This is a genomic window from Nostoc sp. (assembly GCF_036917465.1).
Classification (GTDB): domain Bacteria; phylum Cyanobacteriota; class Cyanobacteriia; order Cyanobacteriales; family Nostocaceae; genus Nostoc.
Genome location: NZ_JBALDL010000046.1, coordinates 1 through 22,055 on the forward strand (window position 1 = coordinate 1; position 22,055 = coordinate 22,055).

21 protein-coding genes are annotated in these 22,055 nt (G+C 41.8%); 14 read left to right on the plus strand and 7 right to left on the minus strand.

What is annotated here, in order from left to right; translation table 11 throughout:
- From V7K38_RS09560 to V7K38_RS09590, 7 genes are all read left to right on the plus strand, one after another.
- A partial coding sequence (locus tag V7K38_RS09560) for a WD40 repeat domain-containing protein (protein ID WP_334857306.1) occupies positions 1 to 1,717 on the plus strand: 1,717 nt, incomplete at its 5' end.
- Positions 1,718 to 1,751: 34 nt separating this feature from the next.
- Positions 1,752 to 2,138, plus strand: a complete 387-nt coding sequence (locus tag V7K38_RS09565) for a four helix bundle protein (protein ID WP_334857307.1) — start codon at positions 1,752 to 1,754, stop codon at positions 2,136 to 2,138.
- Positions 2,139 to 2,242: 104 nt separating this feature from the next.
- Positions 2,243 to 2,857, plus strand: a complete 615-nt coding sequence (locus V7K38_RS09570) for a hypothetical protein (protein WP_334857308.1) — start codon at positions 2,243 to 2,245, stop codon at positions 2,855 to 2,857.
- Positions 2,858 to 3,390: 533 nt separating this feature from the next.
- Positions 3,391 to 3,546 carry a hypothetical protein gene (locus V7K38_RS09575; RefSeq protein WP_334857310.1) on the plus strand — a complete coding sequence of 52 codons (156 nt, stop codon included), beginning with the start codon at positions 3,391 to 3,393 and terminating at the stop codon, positions 3,544 to 3,546.
- A gap of 169 nt (positions 3,547 to 3,715) precedes the next feature.
- Entirely contained in the window at positions 3,716 to 4,636 is a 921-nt protein-coding gene (locus tag V7K38_RS09580) for a bestrophin family protein (protein ID WP_334857312.1), read from the plus strand.
- Between the two features lie 121 nt (positions 4,637 to 4,757).
- Positions 4,758 to 5,594: an alpha/beta fold hydrolase gene (locus tag V7K38_RS09585; RefSeq protein WP_334857372.1), complete on the plus strand. Its 837-nt coding sequence runs from the start codon at positions 4,758 to 4,760 to the stop codon at positions 5,592 to 5,594.
- Between the two features lie 276 nt (positions 5,595 to 5,870).
- A complete protein-coding gene (locus tag V7K38_RS09590; RefSeq protein WP_334857314.1) occupies positions 5,871 to 7,730 on the plus strand; it encodes a serine/threonine-protein kinase in 1,860 nt (619 codons plus the stop codon).
- Between the two features lie 455 nt (positions 7,731 to 8,185).
- Here the strand turns inward: V7K38_RS09590 and V7K38_RS09595 are convergent, their stop codons facing one another.
- The 5 genes from V7K38_RS09595 to V7K38_RS09615 all read right to left on the minus strand — a co-directional run bounded on the left by V7K38_RS09595 (position 8,186) and on the right by V7K38_RS09615 (position 13,364).
- Positions 8,186 to 8,974, minus strand: coding sequence for an ABC transporter permease (locus V7K38_RS09595; RefSeq protein WP_334857316.1), 789 nt, complete (start codon positions 8,972 to 8,974; stop codon positions 8,186 to 8,188).
- A 53-nt stretch (positions 8,975 to 9,027) separates the two neighbouring features.
- Positions 9,028 to 10,008: an ABC transporter ATP-binding protein gene (locus V7K38_RS09600; RefSeq protein ID WP_334857318.1), complete on the minus strand. Its 981-nt coding sequence runs from the start codon at positions 10,006 to 10,008 to the stop codon at positions 9,028 to 9,030.
- 238 nt (positions 10,009 to 10,246) lie between these two features.
- A complete protein-coding gene (locus tag V7K38_RS09605) occupies positions 10,247 to 11,893 on the minus strand; it encodes an ABC1 kinase family protein (protein WP_334857320.1) in 1,647 nt (548 codons plus the stop codon).
- 30 nt (positions 11,894 to 11,923) lie between these two features.
- Entirely contained in the window at positions 11,924 to 12,205 is a 282-nt protein-coding gene (gene yidD, locus V7K38_RS09610; protein ID WP_334857322.1) for a membrane protein insertion efficiency factor YidD, read from the minus strand.
- A 94-nt stretch (positions 12,206 to 12,299) separates the two neighbouring features.
- A complete protein-coding gene (locus V7K38_RS09615; RefSeq protein WP_334857324.1) occupies positions 12,300 to 13,364 on the minus strand; it encodes a mannose-1-phosphate guanylyltransferase in 1,065 nt (354 codons plus the stop codon).
- 115 nt (positions 13,365 to 13,479) lie between these two features.
- Between V7K38_RS09615 and V7K38_RS09620 the strand changes: the two genes are divergently transcribed.
- Positions 13,480 to 15,000: an LCP family protein gene (locus V7K38_RS09620; protein WP_334857326.1), complete on the plus strand. Its 1,521-nt coding sequence runs from the start codon at positions 13,480 to 13,482 to the stop codon at positions 14,998 to 15,000.
- A 91-nt stretch (positions 15,001 to 15,091) separates the two neighbouring features.
- Positions 15,092 to 15,598 carry a pentapeptide repeat-containing protein gene (locus V7K38_RS09625; RefSeq protein WP_334857373.1) on the plus strand — a complete coding sequence of 169 codons (507 nt, stop codon included), beginning with the start codon at positions 15,092 to 15,094 and terminating at the stop codon, positions 15,596 to 15,598.
- 301 nt (positions 15,599 to 15,899) lie between these two features.
- Here V7K38_RS09625 and V7K38_RS09630 read toward each other — a convergent pair whose 3' ends face one another.
- A complete protein-coding gene (locus V7K38_RS09630) occupies positions 15,900 to 16,772 on the minus strand; it encodes an SIMPL domain-containing protein (protein ID WP_334857327.1) in 873 nt (290 codons plus the stop codon).
- 37 nt (positions 16,773 to 16,809) lie between these two features.
- On the opposite strand from V7K38_RS09630, the gene V7K38_RS09635 reads away from it, so the two are divergent.
- A complete protein-coding gene (locus V7K38_RS09635) occupies positions 16,810 to 16,986 on the plus strand; it encodes a hypothetical protein (protein WP_334857328.1) in 177 nt (58 codons plus the stop codon).
- Positions 16,987 to 17,101: 115 nt separating this feature from the next.
- Here the strand turns inward: V7K38_RS09635 and V7K38_RS09640 are convergent, their stop codons facing one another.
- Complete coding sequence (locus tag V7K38_RS09640) at positions 17,102 to 18,190, minus strand: NAD(P)/FAD-dependent oxidoreductase (protein ID WP_334857330.1); 1,089 nt, start codon at positions 18,188 to 18,190, stop codon at positions 17,102 to 17,104.
- Positions 18,191 to 18,322: 132 nt separating this feature from the next.
- On the opposite strand from V7K38_RS09640, the gene V7K38_RS09645 reads away from it, so the two are divergent.
- The 4 genes from V7K38_RS09645 to V7K38_RS09660 all read left to right on the plus strand — a co-directional run bounded on the left by V7K38_RS09645 (position 18,323) and on the right by V7K38_RS09660 (position 22,050).
- Positions 18,323 to 19,165 (plus strand): YaaW family protein, encoded by an 843-nt coding sequence (locus V7K38_RS09645; protein ID WP_334857332.1) that lies wholly within the window; start codon positions 18,323 to 18,325, stop codon positions 19,163 to 19,165.
- A complete protein-coding gene (locus tag V7K38_RS09650; protein WP_334857333.1) occupies positions 19,147 to 20,526 on the plus strand; it encodes an O-antigen ligase family protein in 1,380 nt (459 codons plus the stop codon). The genes V7K38_RS09645 and V7K38_RS09650 overlap by 19 nt, the downstream gene beginning before the upstream one ends.
- Before the next feature lie 316 nt (positions 20,527 to 20,842).
- Positions 20,843 to 21,361, plus strand: a complete 519-nt coding sequence (locus V7K38_RS09655) for a hypothetical protein (protein WP_334857335.1) — start codon at positions 20,843 to 20,845, stop codon at positions 21,359 to 21,361.
- Between the two features lie 167 nt (positions 21,362 to 21,528).
- Entirely contained in the window at positions 21,529 to 22,050 is a 522-nt protein-coding gene (locus tag V7K38_RS09660; protein WP_334857336.1) for a Ycf51 family protein, read from the plus strand.
- The last annotated feature ends 5 nt before the right edge of the window (positions 22,051 to 22,055 follow it).

Genomic DNA, 22,055 nt, shown 5'->3' on the forward strand with positions numbered 1-22,055 from the left:
TGGACAACAGTTAGCTTCTGCTAGTTATGACAAAACAATCAAAATCTGGGATGTCAGCAGTGGTCAACTCCTGAAAACCCTGACTGGTCATAGCAGTGTGGTCATTAGCGTCGCCTACAGCCCCAATGGACAACAGTTAGCTTCTGCTAGTTGGGACAAGACGATCAAAACCTGGGATGTCAGCAGCGGTCAACTCCTCAAAACCCTGACTGGTCATAGCGGTGAGGTCTATAGCGTTGCCTACAGCCCCAATGGACAACAGTTAGCTTCTGCTAGTGCTGACAACACCATCAAAATCTGGGATGTCAGCAGTGGTCAACTCCTCAAAACCCTGACTGGTCATAGCAGTTGGGTCTATAGGGTCGCCTACAGCCCCAATGGACAACAGTTAGCTTCTGCTAGTTGGGACAACACCATCAAAATCTGGGATGTCAGCAGTGGTCAACTCCTCAAAACTCTGACTGGTCATAGCAATGTGGTCATTAGCGTCGCCTACAGCCCCAATGGACAACAGTTAGCTTCTGCTAGTAATGATAAGACGCTCAAAATCTGGGATGTCAGCAGTGGTCAACTCCTGAAAACCCTTACTGGTCATAGCAGTGCGGTCAATAGCGTCGCCTACAGCCCCAATGGACAACAGTTAGCTTCTGCAAGTGATGACAAGATGCTCAAAATCTGGGATGTCAGCAGTGGTCAACTCCTGAAAACCCTGACTGGTCATAGCGAGTCGGTTATTAGCGTCGCCTACAGCCCCAATGGACAACAGTTAGCTTCTGCAAGTACTGACAACACCATCAAAATCTGGGATATCAGCAGTGGTCAACTCCTCAAAACCCTGACTGGTGATAGCAGTGCGGTCAATAGCGTCGCCTACAGCCCCAATGGACAACAGTTAGCTTCTGCTAGTTGGGACAACACCATCAAAATCTGGGATGTCAGCAGTGGTCAACTCCTGAAAACCCTGACTGGTCATAGCAGTCAGGTCTATAGCGTCGCCTACAGCCCTAATGGACAACAGTTAGCTTCTGCTAGTTTTGACAAGACGATCAAAATCTGGGGTGTCAGCAGTGGTCAACTCTTGAAAACCCTGACTGGTCATAGCGAGTCGGTTATTAGCGTCGCCTACAGCCCTAATGGACAACAGTTAGCTTCTGCAAGTACTGACAACACCATCAAAATCTGGGATGTCAGCAGTGGTCAACTCCTCAAAACCCTGACTGGTCATAGCAGTGGGGTCATTAGCGTCGCCTACAGCCCCAATGGACAACAGTTAGCTTCTGCTAGTGCTGACAACACCATTAAAATCTGGGATGTCAGCAGTGGTAAATTCCTCAAAACCCTGACTGGTCATAGCAGTTGGGTCATTAGCGTCGCCTACAGCCCCAATGGACAACAGTTAGCTTCTGCAAGTACTGACAAAACAATAATTTTATGGGATTTGGATTTCGATAATTTATTACTCAGTGGTTGCAAATTGCTGAATAATTATTTCATTGGCCATCCAGAAGTGTTAGAAGAGTTGCGATCGTGCCAAACTCCATCACGTAAGGCGCAAGGTGCGACAGTGTTAGTCATCCAAGGTGAGAAGCTAGCGCGAAATTATGATATTGATGGCGCTGTGGAAAAGTTTGGCAAAGCACAGCAGTGGGATAATAAATTAAAGTTTGATTCCCAGGCGAGGGCGAAAGAGTTGGCGAATCAAGGTAAGAGGGAATAAGAGACAAGGGGACAAGGGGACAAGGGGACAAGGGATGGGAAAAGAATCTATCAAGACTCATGAAGATTTAGAGGTTTATCAGCTGGCGTTCTCCGCAGCGATGAAAATATTTGAAATCTCGAAAAAATTTCCTGTTGAGGAGCGATATTCCTTAACTGACCAAATTCGCCGATCATCTCGCTCTGTGTGTGCTAATTTAGCTGAAGCCTGGCGCAAGCGAAGATATCAGGCAGCCTTTGTCGCTAAACTGAATGATTGTGAAGCAGAGGCGGCAGAAACTCAAGTCTGGCTTAAGTTTGCGGTTAAATGTAACTATTTAGATTTAGAACAAGGCCGAGAATTGTATGGACTTTATAACCAAGTTCTCGGAGGATTGGTGAGCATGATTAACAACCCTTCTGTTTGGGTGATTCGTCAATAAAGCATACTCCCCCCGTCCCCCCGTCCCCCCGTCCCCTTGTCCCCTTGTCCCCTTGTCTTGTATCAATATGGAATAGACAAAATAGATAATCACAAGGCAAAAGGATGGCATACAGCGATTTTAGTCTCGCTAAGGTGAAAAAGAGTTTTGACTTAACACTCGATGAAACTCATAATTTATTTGCTGATACAAAACCTGTTACACCATCAGAAACTCTTAGAACGATTTTAATAGATTACATTCCTTTAGCAACTGCAATTTCAACCGAGAAAGCAAGATCAGAGTTTTTAATTGCACCAATTCTGGCAGAGGTCAGACGTTTATTAAATAATCAAATCTCCCTATTCTCTGGCAATGAATTTAATGTTGATGCAACTCAAGGCTTGCAAGGTTTTTGCGATTACATTATCAGCAATTCCCAGGAGCAATTATTTATTTCTGCTCCGGTAATGTTTATTTTTGAGGCGAAAAAAGAAGATATTATCGGCGGTCTTGGTCAATGTGTAGCAGCAATGATTGCAGCGCAGTTGTTTAATCAAAACCAAGGTAATGAAGTCGGGCGAATTTATGGCTCGGTTACTAGTGGAACTAACTGGAAATTTTTATTTTTAGAAGAGACAACTGTTTATATAGATTCGACTGAGTACTATATTAAAGAAGTTGATAAAATCTTGGGTATTTTATTACAACCTTTTCAACCTGTTTTAACTCCTGTTTGAATATATGGATGCAATACAGTTTGACCGCACTTCCATTCCTCTCTTTTAAAAGGCTACGGTGTACACACATCTCTGTACAAACCCAAAATCCTTGAAGATCCTCCTAAATCCTCCTTAAAAAGGAGGACTTTGAGAGGTTTTTGCCCCCCTTTTTAAGGGGGGTTGGGGGGATCTAAACGCTGTGGGGCAACTCTAAAAGACTTGTGTGTACACCGTAGCTTTTCAAAGGAGAGAGGCTTAGAATCTTACTCCCCTTCCCTTATAGGGAAGGGGCTGGGGGGTTAGGTTTATGTCAAAGCCGGCGAAATTTGGTTGACGGCTAGCATCTTTACCTAGACGTTGTTCCATTTTTTTATTTAACAGGATGATTTGGAAAATTGCGTAGGCGCAGCCTGTCGTAGACATCGCAATTTTCCAAAAAGAAACTCCAGATGCACTTAAGGCATTCTGGAGTAGTAACAGGTTTCTAACATCAATTAATTTTGACCTATGCGATCGCTATATGTCGTTGGGGTATATACTCAAATGTATTTATGGCTACTCATCCGCAAATCGAACAGCAAATTACCTTCTTTTACACCCATAATCTCAATGCCTCTACAGAATTCTACGAACAAATGCTGGGCTTGGAGTTATGGCTTGACCAAGGAGCCTATCGAATTTATACTGTTAGGGTTATAGATACTTAGGATTTTGTCAAGCAAGCGAAACATCATCTTCTGCCGGTGACAACCAATCAAGTGTCATTTTCACCCTAGAAATATCCTATTTACCAATTGTGCTATTTATATAGTTATTATTTCTAAAGTATCGATATTTAATCTATTGATTCACTAAATATTATCTTGGGGTGACTGCATGACAGCCAAAAAAATCACATGGCTACGTACAACATTGCAATTTAAAGGTTCGGTTGTTAAAGCAATTTACAAGCATATCCTAGTGTGCGGAGCTTTCGGTTTTTTGATTTCGATACTCTATCATTTTGAATTGGGTGTATCCCAACCCGCTTTAGCAAATGTTATTCCTAGTATTGTTTTAGGTTTATTACTTGTATTTCGGACAAATACTGCTTATGAGCGATTCTGGGAAGGGAGAAAATGCTGGGGATCTCTAGTAAATAACATCCGAAATCTAGCTCGACAAATTTGGGTATCGATTGACGAAATATCTCCAGAAGATAAACAAAATAAAATTACAGCATTAAATTTATTAGTAGCTTTTGCTGTCACAACTAAATTACATTTGCGTGAAGAACCAGTCAATAGCGAGTTAGAAGATTTAATGCCATCTAGTAAGTATATCAAACTGAAGATTATGAATAATCCTCCCATAGAGGTTGCCTTTTGGATAGGAGATTATTTACAGGAGCAGTATCATCGCAATTGCCTTAATAGTTATCAGCTAACATCTATGCAAGAATTATTAAACAATCTTGTAGATAATTTAGGTGCTTGTGAACGAATTTTAAAAACACCTATGCCATTAGCCTATGCCATTCATCTGAAGCAATTATTGTTACTATATTGTTTACTGCTACCCTTTCAAATAGTGGCGACTCTGGGTTGGTGGACGGGTTTAATTTCGGCTTTAGTTGGTTTTACAGTATTTGGAATTGAAGCAATCGGCTTGGAGATAGAAAACCCCTTTGGTTACGATCCTAACGACTTACCTCTAGATACGATTTGCGCCACAATGAAACGGAATATAGACGATTTAATTACTCTGACTCCAAATGCGCGATCGCACCCAAGTAGTTTGAGAGCCGATAAAAGTTAAAATTGGGAAGAATATACAAGGCTTGGTTATAGCTGTAAAGCCCTATCTTTGCCCTCCCTCCAGCTTGTTTCGCAGTACTATATAAACGCGAAACTATCTCTTCATTGGTGGATGTGCAATGATGCCTGTACGTCAAACTTTATCAAAGCCTGATATCCAACTTTCTTACTTAGAATGGAGCCAAGGTCAAGAACCCTTACTATTGTTACACGGCTTAGGCGACCATGCTCTAGTGTGGTCTAGTTTAGGAGATTACTTAGCGACAGACTACCACATAGTCGCCCCAGACATGCGCGGACATGGCGAAAGTACTAAGCCTGAGAGAGATTATACTTTTGAAAGTGCGATCGCAGACCTTGAAGCACTTATGGATCGTCTCGGATGGACATCTGCCCATATTGTCAGTCATTCGTGGACAGGTAAATTAGCCGCTATCTGGGCCAGACAAAACCCAAAGCGTTTGCGGAGTATAATTCTAGTCGATCCAATTTTCATCTGGAAAATGCCTAGCCTTCTCAGGCTAACTTTTCCCATGTTGTATCGTTTCTTACCCTTTCTTAAAAGCATGGGCCCTTTTGCCAGTTATGAAGAAGCCGAACAACAAGCACGGCAGTTAAAGCAATATCAAGGATGGAGTTCCTTACAGCAGCAAGTTTTCCGGGCAGCAATAGAACAAAAATCCGATGGTAGTTGGGGTAGCAAATTTACCATCGCCGCCCGCGATGGGATTTTTGAAGCAGTCATGCAAGTGCCTGGTTTTACAATTCCCCTTGATACACATGCTCTCTTTATCCAACCAGAACAAGGACTGAATCGCCAAGATTGGCAAATCCAACCCTACAAAACCTCTCTCAAAAAATTACGCATCTGCCAAGTTACTGGCAATCATTGGCCATTTTTGACACAACCAGAGACATTTAACCAAACTGTAGCAGCTTTCTTGGCAGAACACAGATAGAAAATCTCATTATTATTAGACGGGATTATCATCCGGCAACAGAAGAATTAATAGGAGGGATGTTTAGCAATAAGCGGCTACGCTCCTCTTAAATCAGTTATTAGTTATCAGTCATCAGCATTCATTGGTTACTGATAAATAATTAGGACTTACCCAAAACTACAGATGCTTAGGGGAAATTTATAAATTTCCCCTACCTGAAAATCAGGGTTTTGGCTATTCTTTGCGTAAATCCTGTTAATAACTGATAACTGTTAAAGTACGGATAAACCACTCATGAGCCTTTGTATCAACCCCGTTTGCCCTACACCAAATCATCCGAATAATGAACAAAATCGCTTTTGTCAAAGTTGTGGTTCCCATTTGGAATTGCTAGGGCGTTATCGGGTGACATGCCTGTTGAGTGACAAAACGGGGTTTAGTAAAGTTTATAAAGCTTATGAACAAGATACCCCTAAAATCCTCAAAATCCTTAAAGAGGATTTATCAGGTAACGCCAAAGCAGTAAAACTATTTCAGCAAGAAGTAACTGTACTGGAACAACTCCAACATCCCGGTATTCCCAAGGAAGATAGTTACTTCCAGTATCAAACGCGAAATGGTTTAGTGTTGCATTGCATTGCAATGGAAAAAATCGACGGGTACAACTTAGAACAGTGGCTACAGCAGCAGAATCGCCCCATTTCCGAAGAACAAGCTCTAGCTTGGTTAAAACAATTAGTAGAAATTTTGGATTTAGTGCATGGTAAAAAATACCTGCATCGAGATATTAAGCCATCTAATATCATGATTAGATCCCCCATTGGCAAGGATTGGGGGGATTTAGTACTGATTGATTTTGGCACCGCCACAAAAATTGATAGAACTGACCAAAACCAACTTAGCAACGGCGACGGGATGACAGCACTTATGTCATCTGGCTACAGCGCTCCAGAACAAATGAATGGTCAAGCAGTACCGCAATCAGATTTCTTTGCCTTGGGACGCACCTTTGTATTTTTGCTAACGGGACACCATCCTTTAGATATGTATGATGTTCAGCAAAATGTATTGCACTGGCAAAATCATGCCATCGATATCTCACCCTTACTATTAAATTTAATTGATTGGCTAACAGCACCAGATATAAAAAATTGTCCTGCTAATGCCCAAGAAATTTTACAGCGCCTAGAACAAATTGAAGAAAGCAAAAAGTTATCCTCATCTGAGGATTCAACCCCACCTAAACGGGAGCCACTTTTAGAAGTAGAGGATTTAGAGCCAAGCTCTCTGCCGTTAGAGCAAGAGCCAGAAAATAATATTCCTTCACACCCTGTTATTCAAAGTCAGCTAACAGAAACTACTCCTGAAAATATTAATTTAGTAATCAATTTAAACACGGAACAGTTGTCAACGCCAATTCCTAAACCTTTGTCATCGCCACAGAAAGAGCTAGATGAAGTACCACTACTAAAATTTTTTGCAGTCCTTTTAGTGATATTAGGATTACTTAGTATGGTGGCTTTAGCAATGCGAAACTCACAATTTATTGTGAGGTCAAATTATGGTCAATCTCCTGACAAAAGAGGTAATATGGATTATTTTTCTTATCAAGAGGGTAGAGATAGAAATGGGAAATCCGCCGAATTTAATATCGCTGTTTTATCACTAAAATATAAATGGCTTCTAGGTAGCAATTTCCAGATTAAATATAATGATGAAATTATTAGTCTAGACCTTTTAAAACTGAACTTAGAACAAGAAGGAATACAGAATATAATGCAATCTCCCACTGAGATTATATCTGTAGGTATTTCTTGTAAAGGTAATATAGCAGTTCAAGAGCGAATGGCTCTAGAACGTTCTAAACAAATTCAATTTTTAGTAAAAAGAATATTTATTAATACACCAAGTGTTGAACGTTATCGAATCTTAAATTTGGGACAATTTCAACGGAGTGATTGTCAGACAAATCAGGATTTAACTAAATATCAGAGAAGTATTATAATCATTGGTGTAAAAAAGCAATCCGCAGGTGTAATTCTTGATGAAGCACTACGGGATAGGTTAGAGAAAAAGCCTTTTGCTGATTTTAAGTTAGAAGATTATTCTTTGGGGACAGCAGAAAAGTTTAAGACAATACCAAGTAATTTATAAAATAAATCTCTAGTAAAGTACATTAGTGCATAGACTTAACCCATCGTAGATATTGCCACTTTAGCCATAAACTAAAACTATGGTCATCAACATCCCTTATGGCTAGAGCAGCATATATTAGCACCAAACGATTAATCAGCCTCGCACCCGAAAATTGGGTAAAATCAGATAAAATTTGGCAAAGAGGGATTGTAACTCATGCCATAAATCTCTCAAATTGCTGATTTAGATAAATTAAAGGCAATTCAGCAGGGAATTAAAAGTGTCAATACTTTAGATTAATTACGGCAAATCATTTGAAGTCATAGAACTTCTTTGAGTTTGGCAAATTGCGAGGTGGGATATGTCAAACTTCGAGATATCTTTCTTTTATCAAGAAAGTTTTAAATTACCTCAACTTAGCCAAAATCTGGGATGGCAAAGATCCTAATTTTGAATTAGAAATTATAAATTGTTTATGCTCCCATGCCAGAATATCGCTTCAAACCTGCACGCCACAACAAACGATTCGCACCCAAAAACATTAATAGCCAAGCGAACATTGATAAAAATCCCCGCCCTATATCTACGGGTAGCCCTACCAAAAGACTCGCAGGAAAATTAATTAAATATGGAAAAGGCGTAAACATAACTATTTGCCGCACAGATTCTGGAAAAACCTCTAAAGGTGCTATCAAACCAGATAAAAATAGATAAAACAACAACCAAAAATTTTCTAAAGCAGTAGCCCGTTCTGTCCAAAAGGCGAACATGGCAAAGGTGTACTGAATCGTAAACCGCAAAGCAAAAGCTAGCACCACAGCCAATGTAAACAGCAAAAATCTACTCAAACTTGGTACCCAAAAAGCTTGGGGATAAAGAATAAAAAATAATGCCACTAATAAAAAAGCAAACATTAGCCGAGCAAATCTTTCAGAAATATGCCCCGCAACATGATGCCAGACTGGATCGAGTGGTTGTAGCAACTTGGGCGAAAGCTTACCTTCTACTACTTCTTTTTCAAAGTCCCAAATTACCCAAACAGCTGTTAATTGTCTGACAACGAAAACCGTGATAAAGTAACGGGCAAAATCCACAGGTGATAGTCCAAATTGCCCACCTTGTGCTGCCTGTATCCAGATACCCATAAGGATAATCGGCAAAGATCCAGCCAAAACCCATAAGATTAGTTCTGCTCGGTACTCAACCATATAGGCGTAGTATACTGCCAGCAAAGTTAGAGCTTTTCTAATAAATTTTTTCATCTATGGTGTATTCTCCTCTCGGCAACTCTATTTCTGGCAGCGATCGCATCGTACTACACAACACCTGCCTGAAAAACTCGTCCAATTACTTCTTCTACGGGCGGTTCCGTGACAGTTAAATCAATTACCTCCAAATCCGTCAAAATCTTCGATACCGTGCGAGTAAGTGCCTCTCTAGATACCATAAAATGCACCGATCGCCCTTCTAAGAGTTGCACATCTCCATAGGTCATAAGTTTTTCTATCGGTAGAGGTTGAGCTAACTCGATATGAACTTCCCGATAAGGGGCAAAACGTTCTAGTAGTCCATCTAAACTACCGTCATACATCAGGTGTCCTTGATGAATCAACAGCACTCGTTGACACAAAGCTGTGATATCAGCCATGTAATGGCTCGTCAACAGCACTGTAGCCTGATAACGCTGATTGTAGTCGCGCAAAAAATCGCGTACCGCCACCTGAGCATTTACATCTAGTCCCAAAGTCGGTTCATCTAAAAACAATACATGGGGACGGTGCAAAAGTGCTGCTAGCAATTCTGCCTTCATCCGCTCACCCAAAGATAGTTTCCGTACTGGTTGGGTAAGTTTGCCTTCTAAGGAAAGCATCTCTGTTAATTCTCCTACCCGCCGTTGGAACTCTTTATCAGAGATGTCGTATACAGCAGCATTAATTCTCAAAGAATCCAGTGCTGGTAAGTCCCAAATTAGCTGTTGCTTTTGCCCCATCACCAAGGTAATTTTTTGCAAAAATGCTTCTTTCCGATGAAACGGAATTTGTCCAGCTACTGTGACTTTACCGCTAGAAGGATGAATCAGCCCCGTGAGCATTTTTAGTGTAGTGGTTTTACCAGCACCATTTGGCCCTAAAAACCCTACTACTTCGCCAGGGGAAATTTCAAAAGAAACATCCTGAACTGCTTTGATTGAGCGGTAGGTACGGCGGAAAAGGTGGGTGATTGTACCTTTAATACCCGGACTTTTAACTGCTACTGGATAAGATTTACTCAAATTTTCAGCAACAATGATTGACATATTTTTTATATTAGAACCACGGATGTATACAGATAAACACACATAATTTATGGGTGTTTAGCGCTATTTATCAAACAGAATTCAGGAGTCAGAATGGGCTAAACCTTAGCTATCCGCTAACAGAATTGAATTTTGACTCTTGAATTCTTCAACTGTGGTTCAAAATCCGAAAGCAGGGATTTTCGCCAGTGACATATCATGATTTCATCTGGTGAGCATTACGCATAACACATAGACTTTAACGTAAGCGTCCCGATCGCAATGTACTGATAATTAACCACAAACCTAATAAGCTAGCAACGGCAAAGAGGGCGGTGCTTAAAAAAGATAGCTGGCTTGTCTGCGCTCTGGTGGATATAATTGCTGCACCCATAATCAGCGAACCCACTAGTATACTAAAAGAGAGTCGGTTAGCAGCATCGTCCATAGTGCGCCGCACGCCATCTAATCCCCGTAGCGATAGATTCCACTGTAAGGTTTCTGAGGTAACTCGGTCTAATAGCAGTTCTATTTGGCGAGGAGATTGCAGAGACAAACTTTTAATATCTAAGGCTGTTCGTAATAGCGATCGCACTGGATTATCGCCCAATAATTGCCGACGAAACAAGTCTGTAATTAATGGTTTAACTTCATCGAAAAAATTAAGCTCTGGGTTGAATGTCCGCGCTACACCCTCTAAATTCGCTATGGTTTTGGCATACAAACCCATATTGCTAGGTAATCTAATTTTATTGTTACGGGCAACTTGTAAAACTTCATAAATTATCTGACTGAAGTTTATTTGCGTCAGGCTGACATTGTGATACTTTCGCAACATGCGATCGTAATCATTTTCTAACCGTGATAAAATTACCGGTTGAGCCGAATCTGATAGCTGCAAAGTTAACTGAGCGCACCTTTGAGCATCTAAATCAACGATCGCTAACAACATCTCTGTTAATATCTGCTGTGTACGGGGATCAAGTCTTCCCACCATGCCACAGTCTAAGAGGGCAACCCGCCCATCTTTGAGATAAAACAAGTTTCCTGGATGAGGATCGGCATGAAAAAAGCCATCAATATACAGTTGCTGAAAAAATACCCGAAATAACAAAGTAGTTATTTCTTTACGCTCCACGGCAGGATCTTTACCATTATTGTTATTGTTCAAATCCGCCGACAAGAATGGCACACCATCAAGCCATTCCATCACTAGTAATTTTTCTGTGGTCAATTCCCAGTTAATCTCCGCAACCACTATTTGCGTGGGATCAAACCAGCGACTTTTAGATAAGTTGCGCCGCAGTTCATCTGTAAAACCTGCTTCCCGTGTAAAATCCAACTCGGCTTCTAGGGCTTTGGTAAATTCTTCAGCGATGGATTTGATTTCGTAAGTTTGCCCAAATTCAGTCCGCGCCACTAAATCGGCAATCCCTTGAATTAAAGCAATATCTTGGCCAATAGTTAGATCGATTCCCGGACGTTGCACTTTCAAAGCAACTTCTCTACCATCTGCTAATGTAGCGCGATGTGTCTGGGCAATTGATCCCGCCGCGACTGGGATCGGGTTAACTGTCTTAAAGGTTTCTGCTAGTGGACGTTTTAATTCTTTGCGAAGAATTATTTCTATCTCTGACCAAGGTACTGCTGGTACTTCGTCTTGTAAGGTTGATAGTTCCTCAATGTAGGCGGCGTTCAGTAAATCTGGACGCGTAGACATTAGCTGACCAAGTTTGACGTAAACTGGCCCCAAGTCTACCAAGATATTTTTTAAAACCGCAGGTGTCGGTAACTGGGGTTCATCAGCTTTGCCACCAGTGAGTAACCTTCGCATATAGTCCCAACCATTGCGAAGGAATACTTCCAGAATTTCTCGTTGACGGGGAACAGTTTGGGTGAGGAACATTTTTGTAAATAACTGCAAAGACGCAGCGAGTTAAAGAGGTAAGCAGCAGGGGATGACAATACAACCGTTGGCTCTAGCTTTGGTACTGGTTAAAGTTCTTCTAGCTGCGCCACAATCTTGGAATCTTTTTAGGGATGATTGTACGGCTTCGTGGAGTTTCTGTTCACTCAGCATTCGTTTGACGTAATTAGAGCAAGAATCCCCACAGTGTAATAAGCGGTGGCAGCAACTAAATCCTTTAGAGGGAGAAATATATTTTTGATAAGCGGTAGGTAATAGACTCGATTGCCATTGTCTTGGCCAGAGGCTCAAAGCTAATAATGTCCATAACTGTCAGATTAAATAACCGACAGTCAAGTTATAATCGGAAAATAGACTTTTTCGCCTCTGCCAAGGGTTTTAACTTTTATAGCAGGTCGGTAAATCGGGGATCGCTTTGGAGAATTTTAAGGATCTGCTTAATTTCCTGGGTACGTTCTTTTTTAACAACGAGGGTGACATTGCGATCGCGCACAATCACCACGTCCTCTAAACCAATTGTAACAACTACATCCTCTGGATTTGAGGCATAAATAATCGCCCCCTGCGTATCTAGCCCTACGTGCGTAGCAAGTTCCACATTGGGATTCTCTTCTGTTTTAAGTAAGCGCTCGATCGCATTCCAATCTCCTAAATCATCCCAACCAAAATCAACTGGCAAAACGTATGCTAAAGTTGTCTTTTCCATTAGCGCATAGTCTATACTCTTCTTAGGCAACTGGGGATAGATATCAGTACCCTGTTGTTCTAGAGGTTCGATAATTTCTGGAGCATGGGTATGTAGTTCCTTAAGAACAACCCCTGCCCGAAAAACGAACATTCCACTATTCCAGCTAAAACGTCCCGTAGATAAAAAAGTCTCTGCCGTTTCACGGTTGGGCTTTTCAGTAAAGCGGTTGACGTGATAAGCTGGCAACTCATTAAAGCTACCTATCTTTTCACCTTGTTCAATGTAGCCGTAACCGGTTGATGGAAAAGTAGGTTTTATCCCCAGTGTAACGATCGCTGCTGTGTTTGCTGCTAGTTGTGTAGCCGCGCTTAATGTGTGTGCAAACGCTTCTTCATCAGCAATCCAGTGGTCAGCAGGGAAAAAGCCAATAACAGCGTCTTCTCCATAGCGCTGTTTGATTTCTAAACTTGTCCAAGCAACGGCTGCGGCTGTGTCTCTGCCTTCCGACTCAATTAGTAAGTTTTCAACTGGTAGATCGGGTAATTGTTGTCGTACCCCTTCAGCTATCTGACTAGAAGTGATCACCCACAAGGAATCCCACCCGCCCGCGAGTGGTAACAAGCGATCGGCGGTTGCTTGTAATAAACTTCTAGAGCTACCATCAAGACTTAAAAATTGTTTAGGTCGGTCTTTGCGGCTCAGGGGCCAAAAACGTTCACCTTTACCACCAGCAAGGATCACGGGGAACAATAAAGTATTCATGTTGTCATACACGCCTACCGAAGAACATTATAAGTTTACAGTGAGCCTTTCCACTGGCAATATCTGTAGCTTGGATTAACATACTTTTAGGGAGTGGTTGAGTGGGGAGATAATTGTGATAAAACAAGTCGAATGGTCAGAAAATCCGGTTACATCTCAGCAAGTAATAGAATTTGAAACTGATGTGCGATCGCACCAAATTCAACGCACGGAAAATCAGGTAACGCCAGCGCCAGTAGCCGACTCAGAGGAGGAGGATGTCGAACTAAACCCGCCAACCAATCCGAATCGTAGCGTCGTCGAATCAGTGGGGGCGATTCCCAATCAGCTTTACGAGAGACTTGGCTTAACCATGCCTCGATGGTTGTTGTGGATTATGACGATTGTCATCGGCATCATCTTATCTGGGCTGCTAGTCTCAACTTTAGCGCTGTGGACTCCTTTGTGGAGCAATCTCGATCGAACAGATGAAGATTCAGGAACTAATGCTAAAGACGAGATAAAAATCCCGTTACCAGGGGAGTTGTGGGGTAAACTTTCCCAGTACCAGCTTTCACGCCCCATGAATATCTTAATTATGGGGATTGAACCAGTTAACGGTACTGTTGATGGTTCACCAGAAAGCTTTGCTGGCAAAAGCGACTCCATGCTGATGGTACGGCTTAACCCTAGTGAAAAATCTGTACGGGTGCTTTCGATTCCCAAAGATACGATGATTGCCATCCCCGAAAAGGGAGAAAAGGGATTAACTAAGGTATCTGATGCCAATGCCAAAGGCGGCCCAGTCTTGGCGGCACGGGTAGTTAGCCGGACATTAAATAATGCTCCAATCGATCGCTACATCCGTATTTCTACTAGCGGCTTACGGCAGTTAGTCGATCAGTTAGGCGGAGTAGAGGTCTTTGTCCCCCAATCAATGGCATATAAAGACTCTAGCAGTCGACTGTCGATTAATTTAGTCAGTGGCTGGCAAACCCTCAACGGCGAACAAGCAGAACAGTTTGTGCGGTTCCGCGAACCAGGTTTGGGAGATTTGGCAAGAGTGCAGCGTCAGCAAGCACTAACAGCAGCCCTACTGCAACGCTTAAATAGTCCTACCATCTTACCCCGGTTGCCTCAATTAACTCGCTTGATGCGAAAATACTTTGATACCAACCTGAAGATGGAAGAAATGATGGCGTTGGTCAACTTCGGACTCAACCTAGATCGAGATAATTTCCAAATGACGGTGTTGCCTGGTACTTTTAGCCGCTTTAGCAAAGACCCTGATAGCTATTGGCTAGATATGACTGGACAACAGAGCTTGTTGAATGATTATGTTGGGGTAAATGTACCTGGTCTTAAACCAGATATGCGTCAGGTTCCTAACCTCAAAATTGCTATTCAAAATGCCTCTAATCAACCTCAGCTAACTGAAAAAGTTATTGCTTATCTTAAACAGAAAGGCTTTACTAAAATTTACAAAGTGCCTGATTGGCCAGATACTCAACGTCAAACTCAAATTATTGTCCAAAAAGGCAATCGGCGAGTTGGAGTTGATTTGCAAAAAGTCTTAGGCTTAGGTCAAATTGAGGTGGCGGCTATTGGTGATTTAGAATCTGACCTCACAATTCGGATTGGTAAAGACTGGAAATAGTCAAGAGTCATTAGTCATTAGTCATTAGTCATTAATCATTGGTAAATGACAAAGGACTAATGACAAAGGACAAATGACAAATAATAAAGTTATGAAAAAGATTTTACTGCGATTTTTGGGTTTGATTGGGATTTTGATACTGGCATTTTGCTGGATAATACTTAATCCGAAACCAGCTTTTGCTCAACTCAACACAATCAACTACAACAATATAAATTTAGAAAATCGTGATTTCTCTAATGCTGATTTGGCAGGTGTAACTTTTGTAGCAGCAGAAATGCGAGGGACAAATTTTCAAGGAGCGAATTTAACCAACGCAATTCTAACTAAAGGAGTTCTGTTAAAAGCAAATTTGGAAGGCGCGAATCTGACAGGTGCTTTAGTCGATCGTGTCACTATGGATAGTGCTAACCTGAAAAATGCCATTTTTACAGAAGCCACTTTGACGAGTAGCCGTTTTTACGATGCTGATATCACTGGTGCTGATTTTACCGACGCTTTGATTGACCGTTATCAAGTGTCGCTAATGTGTCAAAGGGCAGATGGGGTAAATCCGGTTACGGGTATGTCAACGCGAGACACTTTAGGTTGTAAGTAAAACTGCGGTTACTTATTCCGTAATTCGTGCGTAAATGCTATTCAAACAGAAAAGTTGTGTAAAGCAAACAGTTAATCCTCAGACATTATTGACTGTATTTGAGTGTATACCCTGATGACGTAGGATGCTCTAACGGTGAAAATTTGGTATAGGTAAATGCGTATCTTTCCTGACTCCAGATTTGTCACAAACATTTCTGGAGTTTTTTAATTAGAAAGTAGCGATCGCTCTTGAATAAATGTTAAGCGATCGCACTTTAAATCGTGACTCAATCAAAGTGCGACACACTTAATCTCAATGCTTATTTAGTTGTATACGTCACAAAAATATCCTTTTTCATTTCAACTTCGGCTGGAGCATCGGGATTATAAGTTGGCGATAATAAAAAACTAGCAAATGAGGGTAAAGGAACTCCAGTTTTAGAACTACATGAGGGATAGAATAATGTGTAAAATGGTTCGGCTACAGAAGGGGTATCAAGTTTAACGCTCATAGCAGTTGCTAAAGCCTGAGCGCGGCTTTGAGCGTCTTTCATCGCTGACTGATAAACTGAACTCTGCAAAGCCTGACAATCATTAACTGCGTACTCAACGCCCACACTCTTGACGGAAATATTTTCAAGTTGGCTCGTGGCTTTGTTCGCTGTAGCAACAATTTCCTGAACGCGATCGCGTGTGGGCTTTTCCAGTCTCACCAGTATTTTGGCGTTATTTTCACTGGAATTAGGGCTAATTTGCACTTGAATTTTATCAGTACTAATCCCTTTGGCAACTAGGCTATTAACTACAGGCTGGAGAGTTGCTTTAGTTAAGGATTTTTTGCTTGGTGAAGATTCTGCTGCTGTTTTGTAATTTAAGAGTAGAGTCCGTGAGGCAGCCCGGTTTTGTTGTTCCAGACTGCCGGTCGCCTTTGGCGTGCCGGAGGCATACCCGGAGGGTGAGGATATGCCGCGGGTTTGTGGTAGAGATGAGGGTTGGGTTTCTAACTCATCATTGCTACTTCCGCTACTGAATACCAATTCAATATCGGCTGTATCTGCCGTTACTCTCACTACCCCTTGACCAATTACCATTAATGAATGGCGATCGCTTGCCGGTGGATAAAATAGTTGGGCATTAGTGACTTTGGGTGTTAATGCTCCCAGTCCGACAGTCACAGTAATACTGACTAACATTAGAGTAGTTATTTTTCTCATATCCTGGGAATGTCCTTTGAACCTAGTAATTGTCAAAGTTTACACTTCAAAAGCAGGATACTTAAAAAATATTGAGCTAATTCCACCACTAAAAGCCGTGGAATTAGCTCAAAAATTAAAATTGCAAACTATTAACCAAACCAGCGAGAGACTTCACAAGTTGGCTGAAGTGTTTCACAAGCACGATGGTTAATCCAATCTGACTTTTCTTGAAGTTTGCTGAAAAAATTTTTGTTTCGTTTAAAAAACTTATTTGTTGCACATTGATTTAGGAAGTCAGACAAATATAGACTCGCTAGAGCGCAAAATCAGTCTAGCGACTGATCAAATGATTGGGTAAAAACGTTTAGAAAGTTCACATTATCTAAAGGTAAATGACGCAACTGATGATTAATTTCATCCGCCGCAGCTAATCCAGAAAGCATCGCACCTTCCGCAAGATTGCCGTCACACCAATCACCACAGCAAACTAAAGGTAAGGGAGTTCTGGCAGACAAAAAAGCTTCGTGCCAAGGACGGCTAGGAAAGGCATAACGCCAACGATGTACTTGCATCCATTCAGGAGTATTCAGCCAAGGAAGGGACAGAGATTCAGCTGCTCGTTGCAACATAAGCTCTCCAACGGGTTGTAAATCCTGGATTTCTAGATGACGTTGGGCGAAATCAGGGCTACTTTGGACTACAAAATGTGGTTGTTGAGGGTTAGAACGCTTGCTGCTGTCCAAACCAATCCATGCTAAATCAGCATTATCGACAAAAGTTAGGGCTTTCCACTGAGGGAATGGGTGGGATGTGGGAGGATATCCAGCGATCGCACTAATTGAGGGATAAAATTCTACAGAACGCAAGTTATCAAGAAAGGCTTTATCTAATCCACTTTCACCCAAGGGTTCTAACAGCATGACCGCTTGGGGTGCAGGAATGGCAACGACTATAGCTTTTGCAGTTAATTCTTCGTTGCTAGATTCGAGAGTCAAGCACCAACTATTTTCGGGAGTTGGGGTAATATCGATGACACGCTGATTCAGTAATATTTCTAAACCTGGGGCAAGGGATTTAGCGATCGCACTCATTCCCGCAGGTGCAACATATCGCGGACTGCGGTTTTTTGGTTCAGATAAAGGAGCGCCTGCGGTGAGTTCATAAACCTCCTCTGTCCAAACTTCCAGGATATGGCGCGATCGCAATATCTCCACAAAATGTCTAAATAATTCACCCTTTGGCTTCAGATAACAAGCCCCATGATCTGCCCAAGTTCCATGCAAGCGGCGGGTAGCTAGTCTTCCTCCCAAACCACGGGACTTATCCACCACTAGCACCGAATACCCAGCTTGACTTAATTGCTGGGCGCAGACTAAACCGGCCATTCCGGCACCAATCACTACAATATCAGTCATGAGTCCATAGATCCTTAGTCATTGGTTATTGGTCATTAGGTTATTATCAAAGGACAAAATTACTACTAATGAGTGCTGAAAGCTAATAGTAGAATAAGGTACAGAAAGCTGCATGGAAGGGAGGAAGGGAAATTGGATGAAATGAGGGCGGCGCTAGAGTTAGCGACCGAAGAAGAATTGCAAGATTTAACGGCAATTCTATTTAGTCGTAAGTTCAATCCCCTAGACTATGTACATACACCCGAACCTATCGAAGTGCAAAGCCAAGACCGCAAAGCTTGGTTAGATTCACTAGAAGGACGCTTTCGTTTTTTGGCGGCAGATGGGATAACGGTATTACGGGGACGTACAGGCCAGGTAACTTACCGACAAGCTTTAGTTCAAGTATGTAAGTATCTAAAAATTTCCTATTCTCATCAGCTGCCAACCATTGATTTAGAAGCAGAAGTATTTTTGCATCTGCTAGGACAGGTATGGAAAAAATTACCTGAACAGGAAAAACAAAAATTGACTCTTGGAGTGCAGCGTCACCTTGTGCAATCAGAACTAAAAGAACCACTACCAATTTTGTTGCAGCCTGACCCCTTGGGGTTGCTTTTCAAAGGCGGTAGTGCGATCGCGGTTACTTCACTTCTCCAGCCACTTGTACTTAAGCAAATTGCCCGTCAATTTGCTATCCACTTTGCTACTTATGAAGTAGCTAGACAAGCGGCAATTACAGGCACAGAAGCAGCTACAACGCAATTCCAAAGCTATGTAGCTATGCAAATGGCGCAACGGGGTATGACAGTTAGTGCTGCTCGTTATGGGGCAGCACGCACGATGTTTGCCGTGATTGGGCCCATGATGTGGACTTGGTTTTTTGCAGATTTAGGTTGGAGAGCGATCGCCACTAACTATGGTCGGATCATTCCTACTATTTTCGCCCTAGCTCAAATTCGCCTCACCCGTGAGGAATGTTGGGAGCCAGCTTGAACAAAGTTTCTGACTATTTTAAGTCTCGTTGGAAATCTTCTTGGAACTACTCTCTGTGGGCATTGTTAATCTTCCCATTGAGTCCATTGTTGGGGGCTGTAACTATCGGTTTTGTCTCATTAATAACTTGGCTGAAACAATCCCGCAAAATTAATCGCCGCCCCCTCAACTGGGGATTTGCCCTTTTGAGTGCATTGCTGATCGTGAGTGCTGCATTTGCCGATGAGAAGACAACAGCTTTCCTCGGCTTATTTAATTTATTACCATTCTTTTTACTTTTCGTTGCCCATAGCGCTCTGATTCAAACCTTTGTCCAATTGCGGCAAATGGCTTGGGTTTTAGCGATCGGTTCGGTGCCGGTAATAATTCTCGGCTTGGGGCAGTTATTTTTAGGCTGGAGTTTTAAATTAGAGATTTTGTGGGTTGTATTGAGTTGGACGATCACACCCGGAGGAAATCCACCAGGTCGCATAGCCTCATTCTTCTTGCACGCTAACACCTTCGCAGCTTATCTAACAATAGTTTTCATCCTTGGTTTAGGTTTGTGGTTAGAACAATGGCGATTGTTTATTGCTAATCGAAGATTAGGTATTAGGAAAAATTCACTACCCAGTCCCCAATCCCCAATTCCCAATCCCCAGTCCCCAATCCCCTTTCTCTTCTTAACCATTGCGCTGATTACAAATTTCATTGCCTTGATTTTCACTAACTCGCGCAATGGGTGGGCGATCGCTATTTTTGCCTGTTTAGCTTATGCACTCTACCAAGGCTGGCGCATTCTTGTGGGTGGTGTCGCTGCGATCGTTTCTAGTGTAATTTTGGCAGCTTTTGCTCCCTCGCCAGTCGCCCAATTTTTTCGCCAGGTAATTCCTGCCTTCTTTTGGGCAAGATTAAATGACGATATGTATCCAAATAGACCAGTCGCTTTAATGCGAAAAACTCAGTGGGGATTTGCCTGGTCTTTAGCTCAGGAACATCCTTGGACTGGCTGGGGGTTACGCAGTTTTGGTAGACTCTACAGAGCGCAGATGCACATTGGCCTGGGTCATCCCCATAACTTTTTTTTGATGTTATCTGCCGAAACTGGTTTTCCCAGTACTCTTTTATTTTGCGGCTTACTTGGTTGGATTTTGATTACAGGTATTCAATTACTACGAAAGTCAAAATATATAAATACAGAAGATAGATTGATATTTTTTAGTTATCTTCTGGCTTTTGTTGCGTGGCTTCTATTGAATACAGTAGATGTAACTCTCTTCGATTTTCGTTTGAATGTACTTTCATGGTTAGTTTTAGCTGCCATTTGTGGAGTATTACATCGTTATAACGAACAAGACAGGTTTACATCTCGTTCAAATTAGTGAGGAAATGACAAACAGCAACTTAGAATATCATCAGTTCATTTTCCGTGTATGCACTGGGGACGTTTAGAGTTTGAAGTTAATAAGATTACTATATTCACGTCTGTGAGTGTGACTAATACCTAATTAGTCACTGTTGCTGATTGTTGGGAAGGTGTAGGGACAACCCTTTGGGGTTTTCCTGCATGACGGGCATCTCTTGTAGATGCCCTTTTGTATATTTATTATTTTTATTCAGTTAATTAAGCACAATTAAAAAATATTCAATTTAATGGAATATCTGAAAAATTTTATCTTTCATCAAGGAACATAAAACATGATTGCTGAAATTAAATTAGGTCTTTGCAACCCGCCAGAACCTATTTATTTGCATGTCAAAAGCGGAGAACTAAACGGGGAATCTTACTTGTGGTATAACTACGATATCAATAACGATCAAACTATTCCTGTCCACAAAACAGGGCTAACTGGGTATATATCTGAACTGAAATTAAAATCAGGAGAATTTAAGGGAAATATAAACAATAAATTACATATTGTTGTTAGAGCGGATGAAGTTTATATTGTTAGGACTGGTATAGAAACGAACTTTGCTAAAACTTTCCTTTTAGCTATATCCCAAGTCCAAGACTTTTCCAAGCCCCTGATTATTGGTGCAATTGCTGGAAAAGAGAATGTGGTTTTTTGTAACCTCTACGATGCAGAAACTAAAACCAGGATTCGCTCTGAGTGGAACAAAGATGCTGATTGGCTAGAGATTATTGATAGTGTTCAAACTAAGCTGCAAACATCTAAAAATTCCCATCTCGTCTCTGGTGAGCCAATACTGTTTTGAACGTTAGCCAAGTCAACTCTCTGTATAACTGTTTCATCCATAAGAGTATGCGTCTACGCACCCAATATTTTGATTGGCATTAATGACTACGATAACGCTTATGGTGTAAGCTCTCGGTAAAATGGGTGTGTCGGTAACGAAAAAAAGACGCATCCATAACCAACCTTATGCTCACAACAGCTAATTTTCTTCAGTACACCCAATGGTCAGGCATCGCTACCTTGGCATTCGCTGCCTTAACAGCTTTGGCTTTTATTCTCAAATGGGGCATCCGCTTTCGGCTGGTGGGTACGACTGGCTTTATGCTGGTACTGACAGGTGGTTTATTTGGACTGTCAATAGTCCCCTTGAGCCGGACTGTGATTCCAGGAGCAACCAAGTACACTTTAGTCTATGACAATGGCTCAAACCAAGCAGTGATTGCTACATCACCCCAAATTACACCCACACAATTAGAAGCAACTTTACGTCAAGCAGCTAGTAATCTTTTTTCTTATGGTCGTTCCGGTACACGAGAAGACGAAAATTTGACAGTTCGCGCCCGCACCATTATTCACCCGGAACCAGGGGCTTCTGTACCAGTTTACTTGGGTGAGGCCAAGCGATCGCTAGTTTCTCACCAAAATTCACCAGTCACAGTGGAAATTTACACAGACAAATTCGCCCAATTGCCAAAACCTAACGTTTAAGGGAA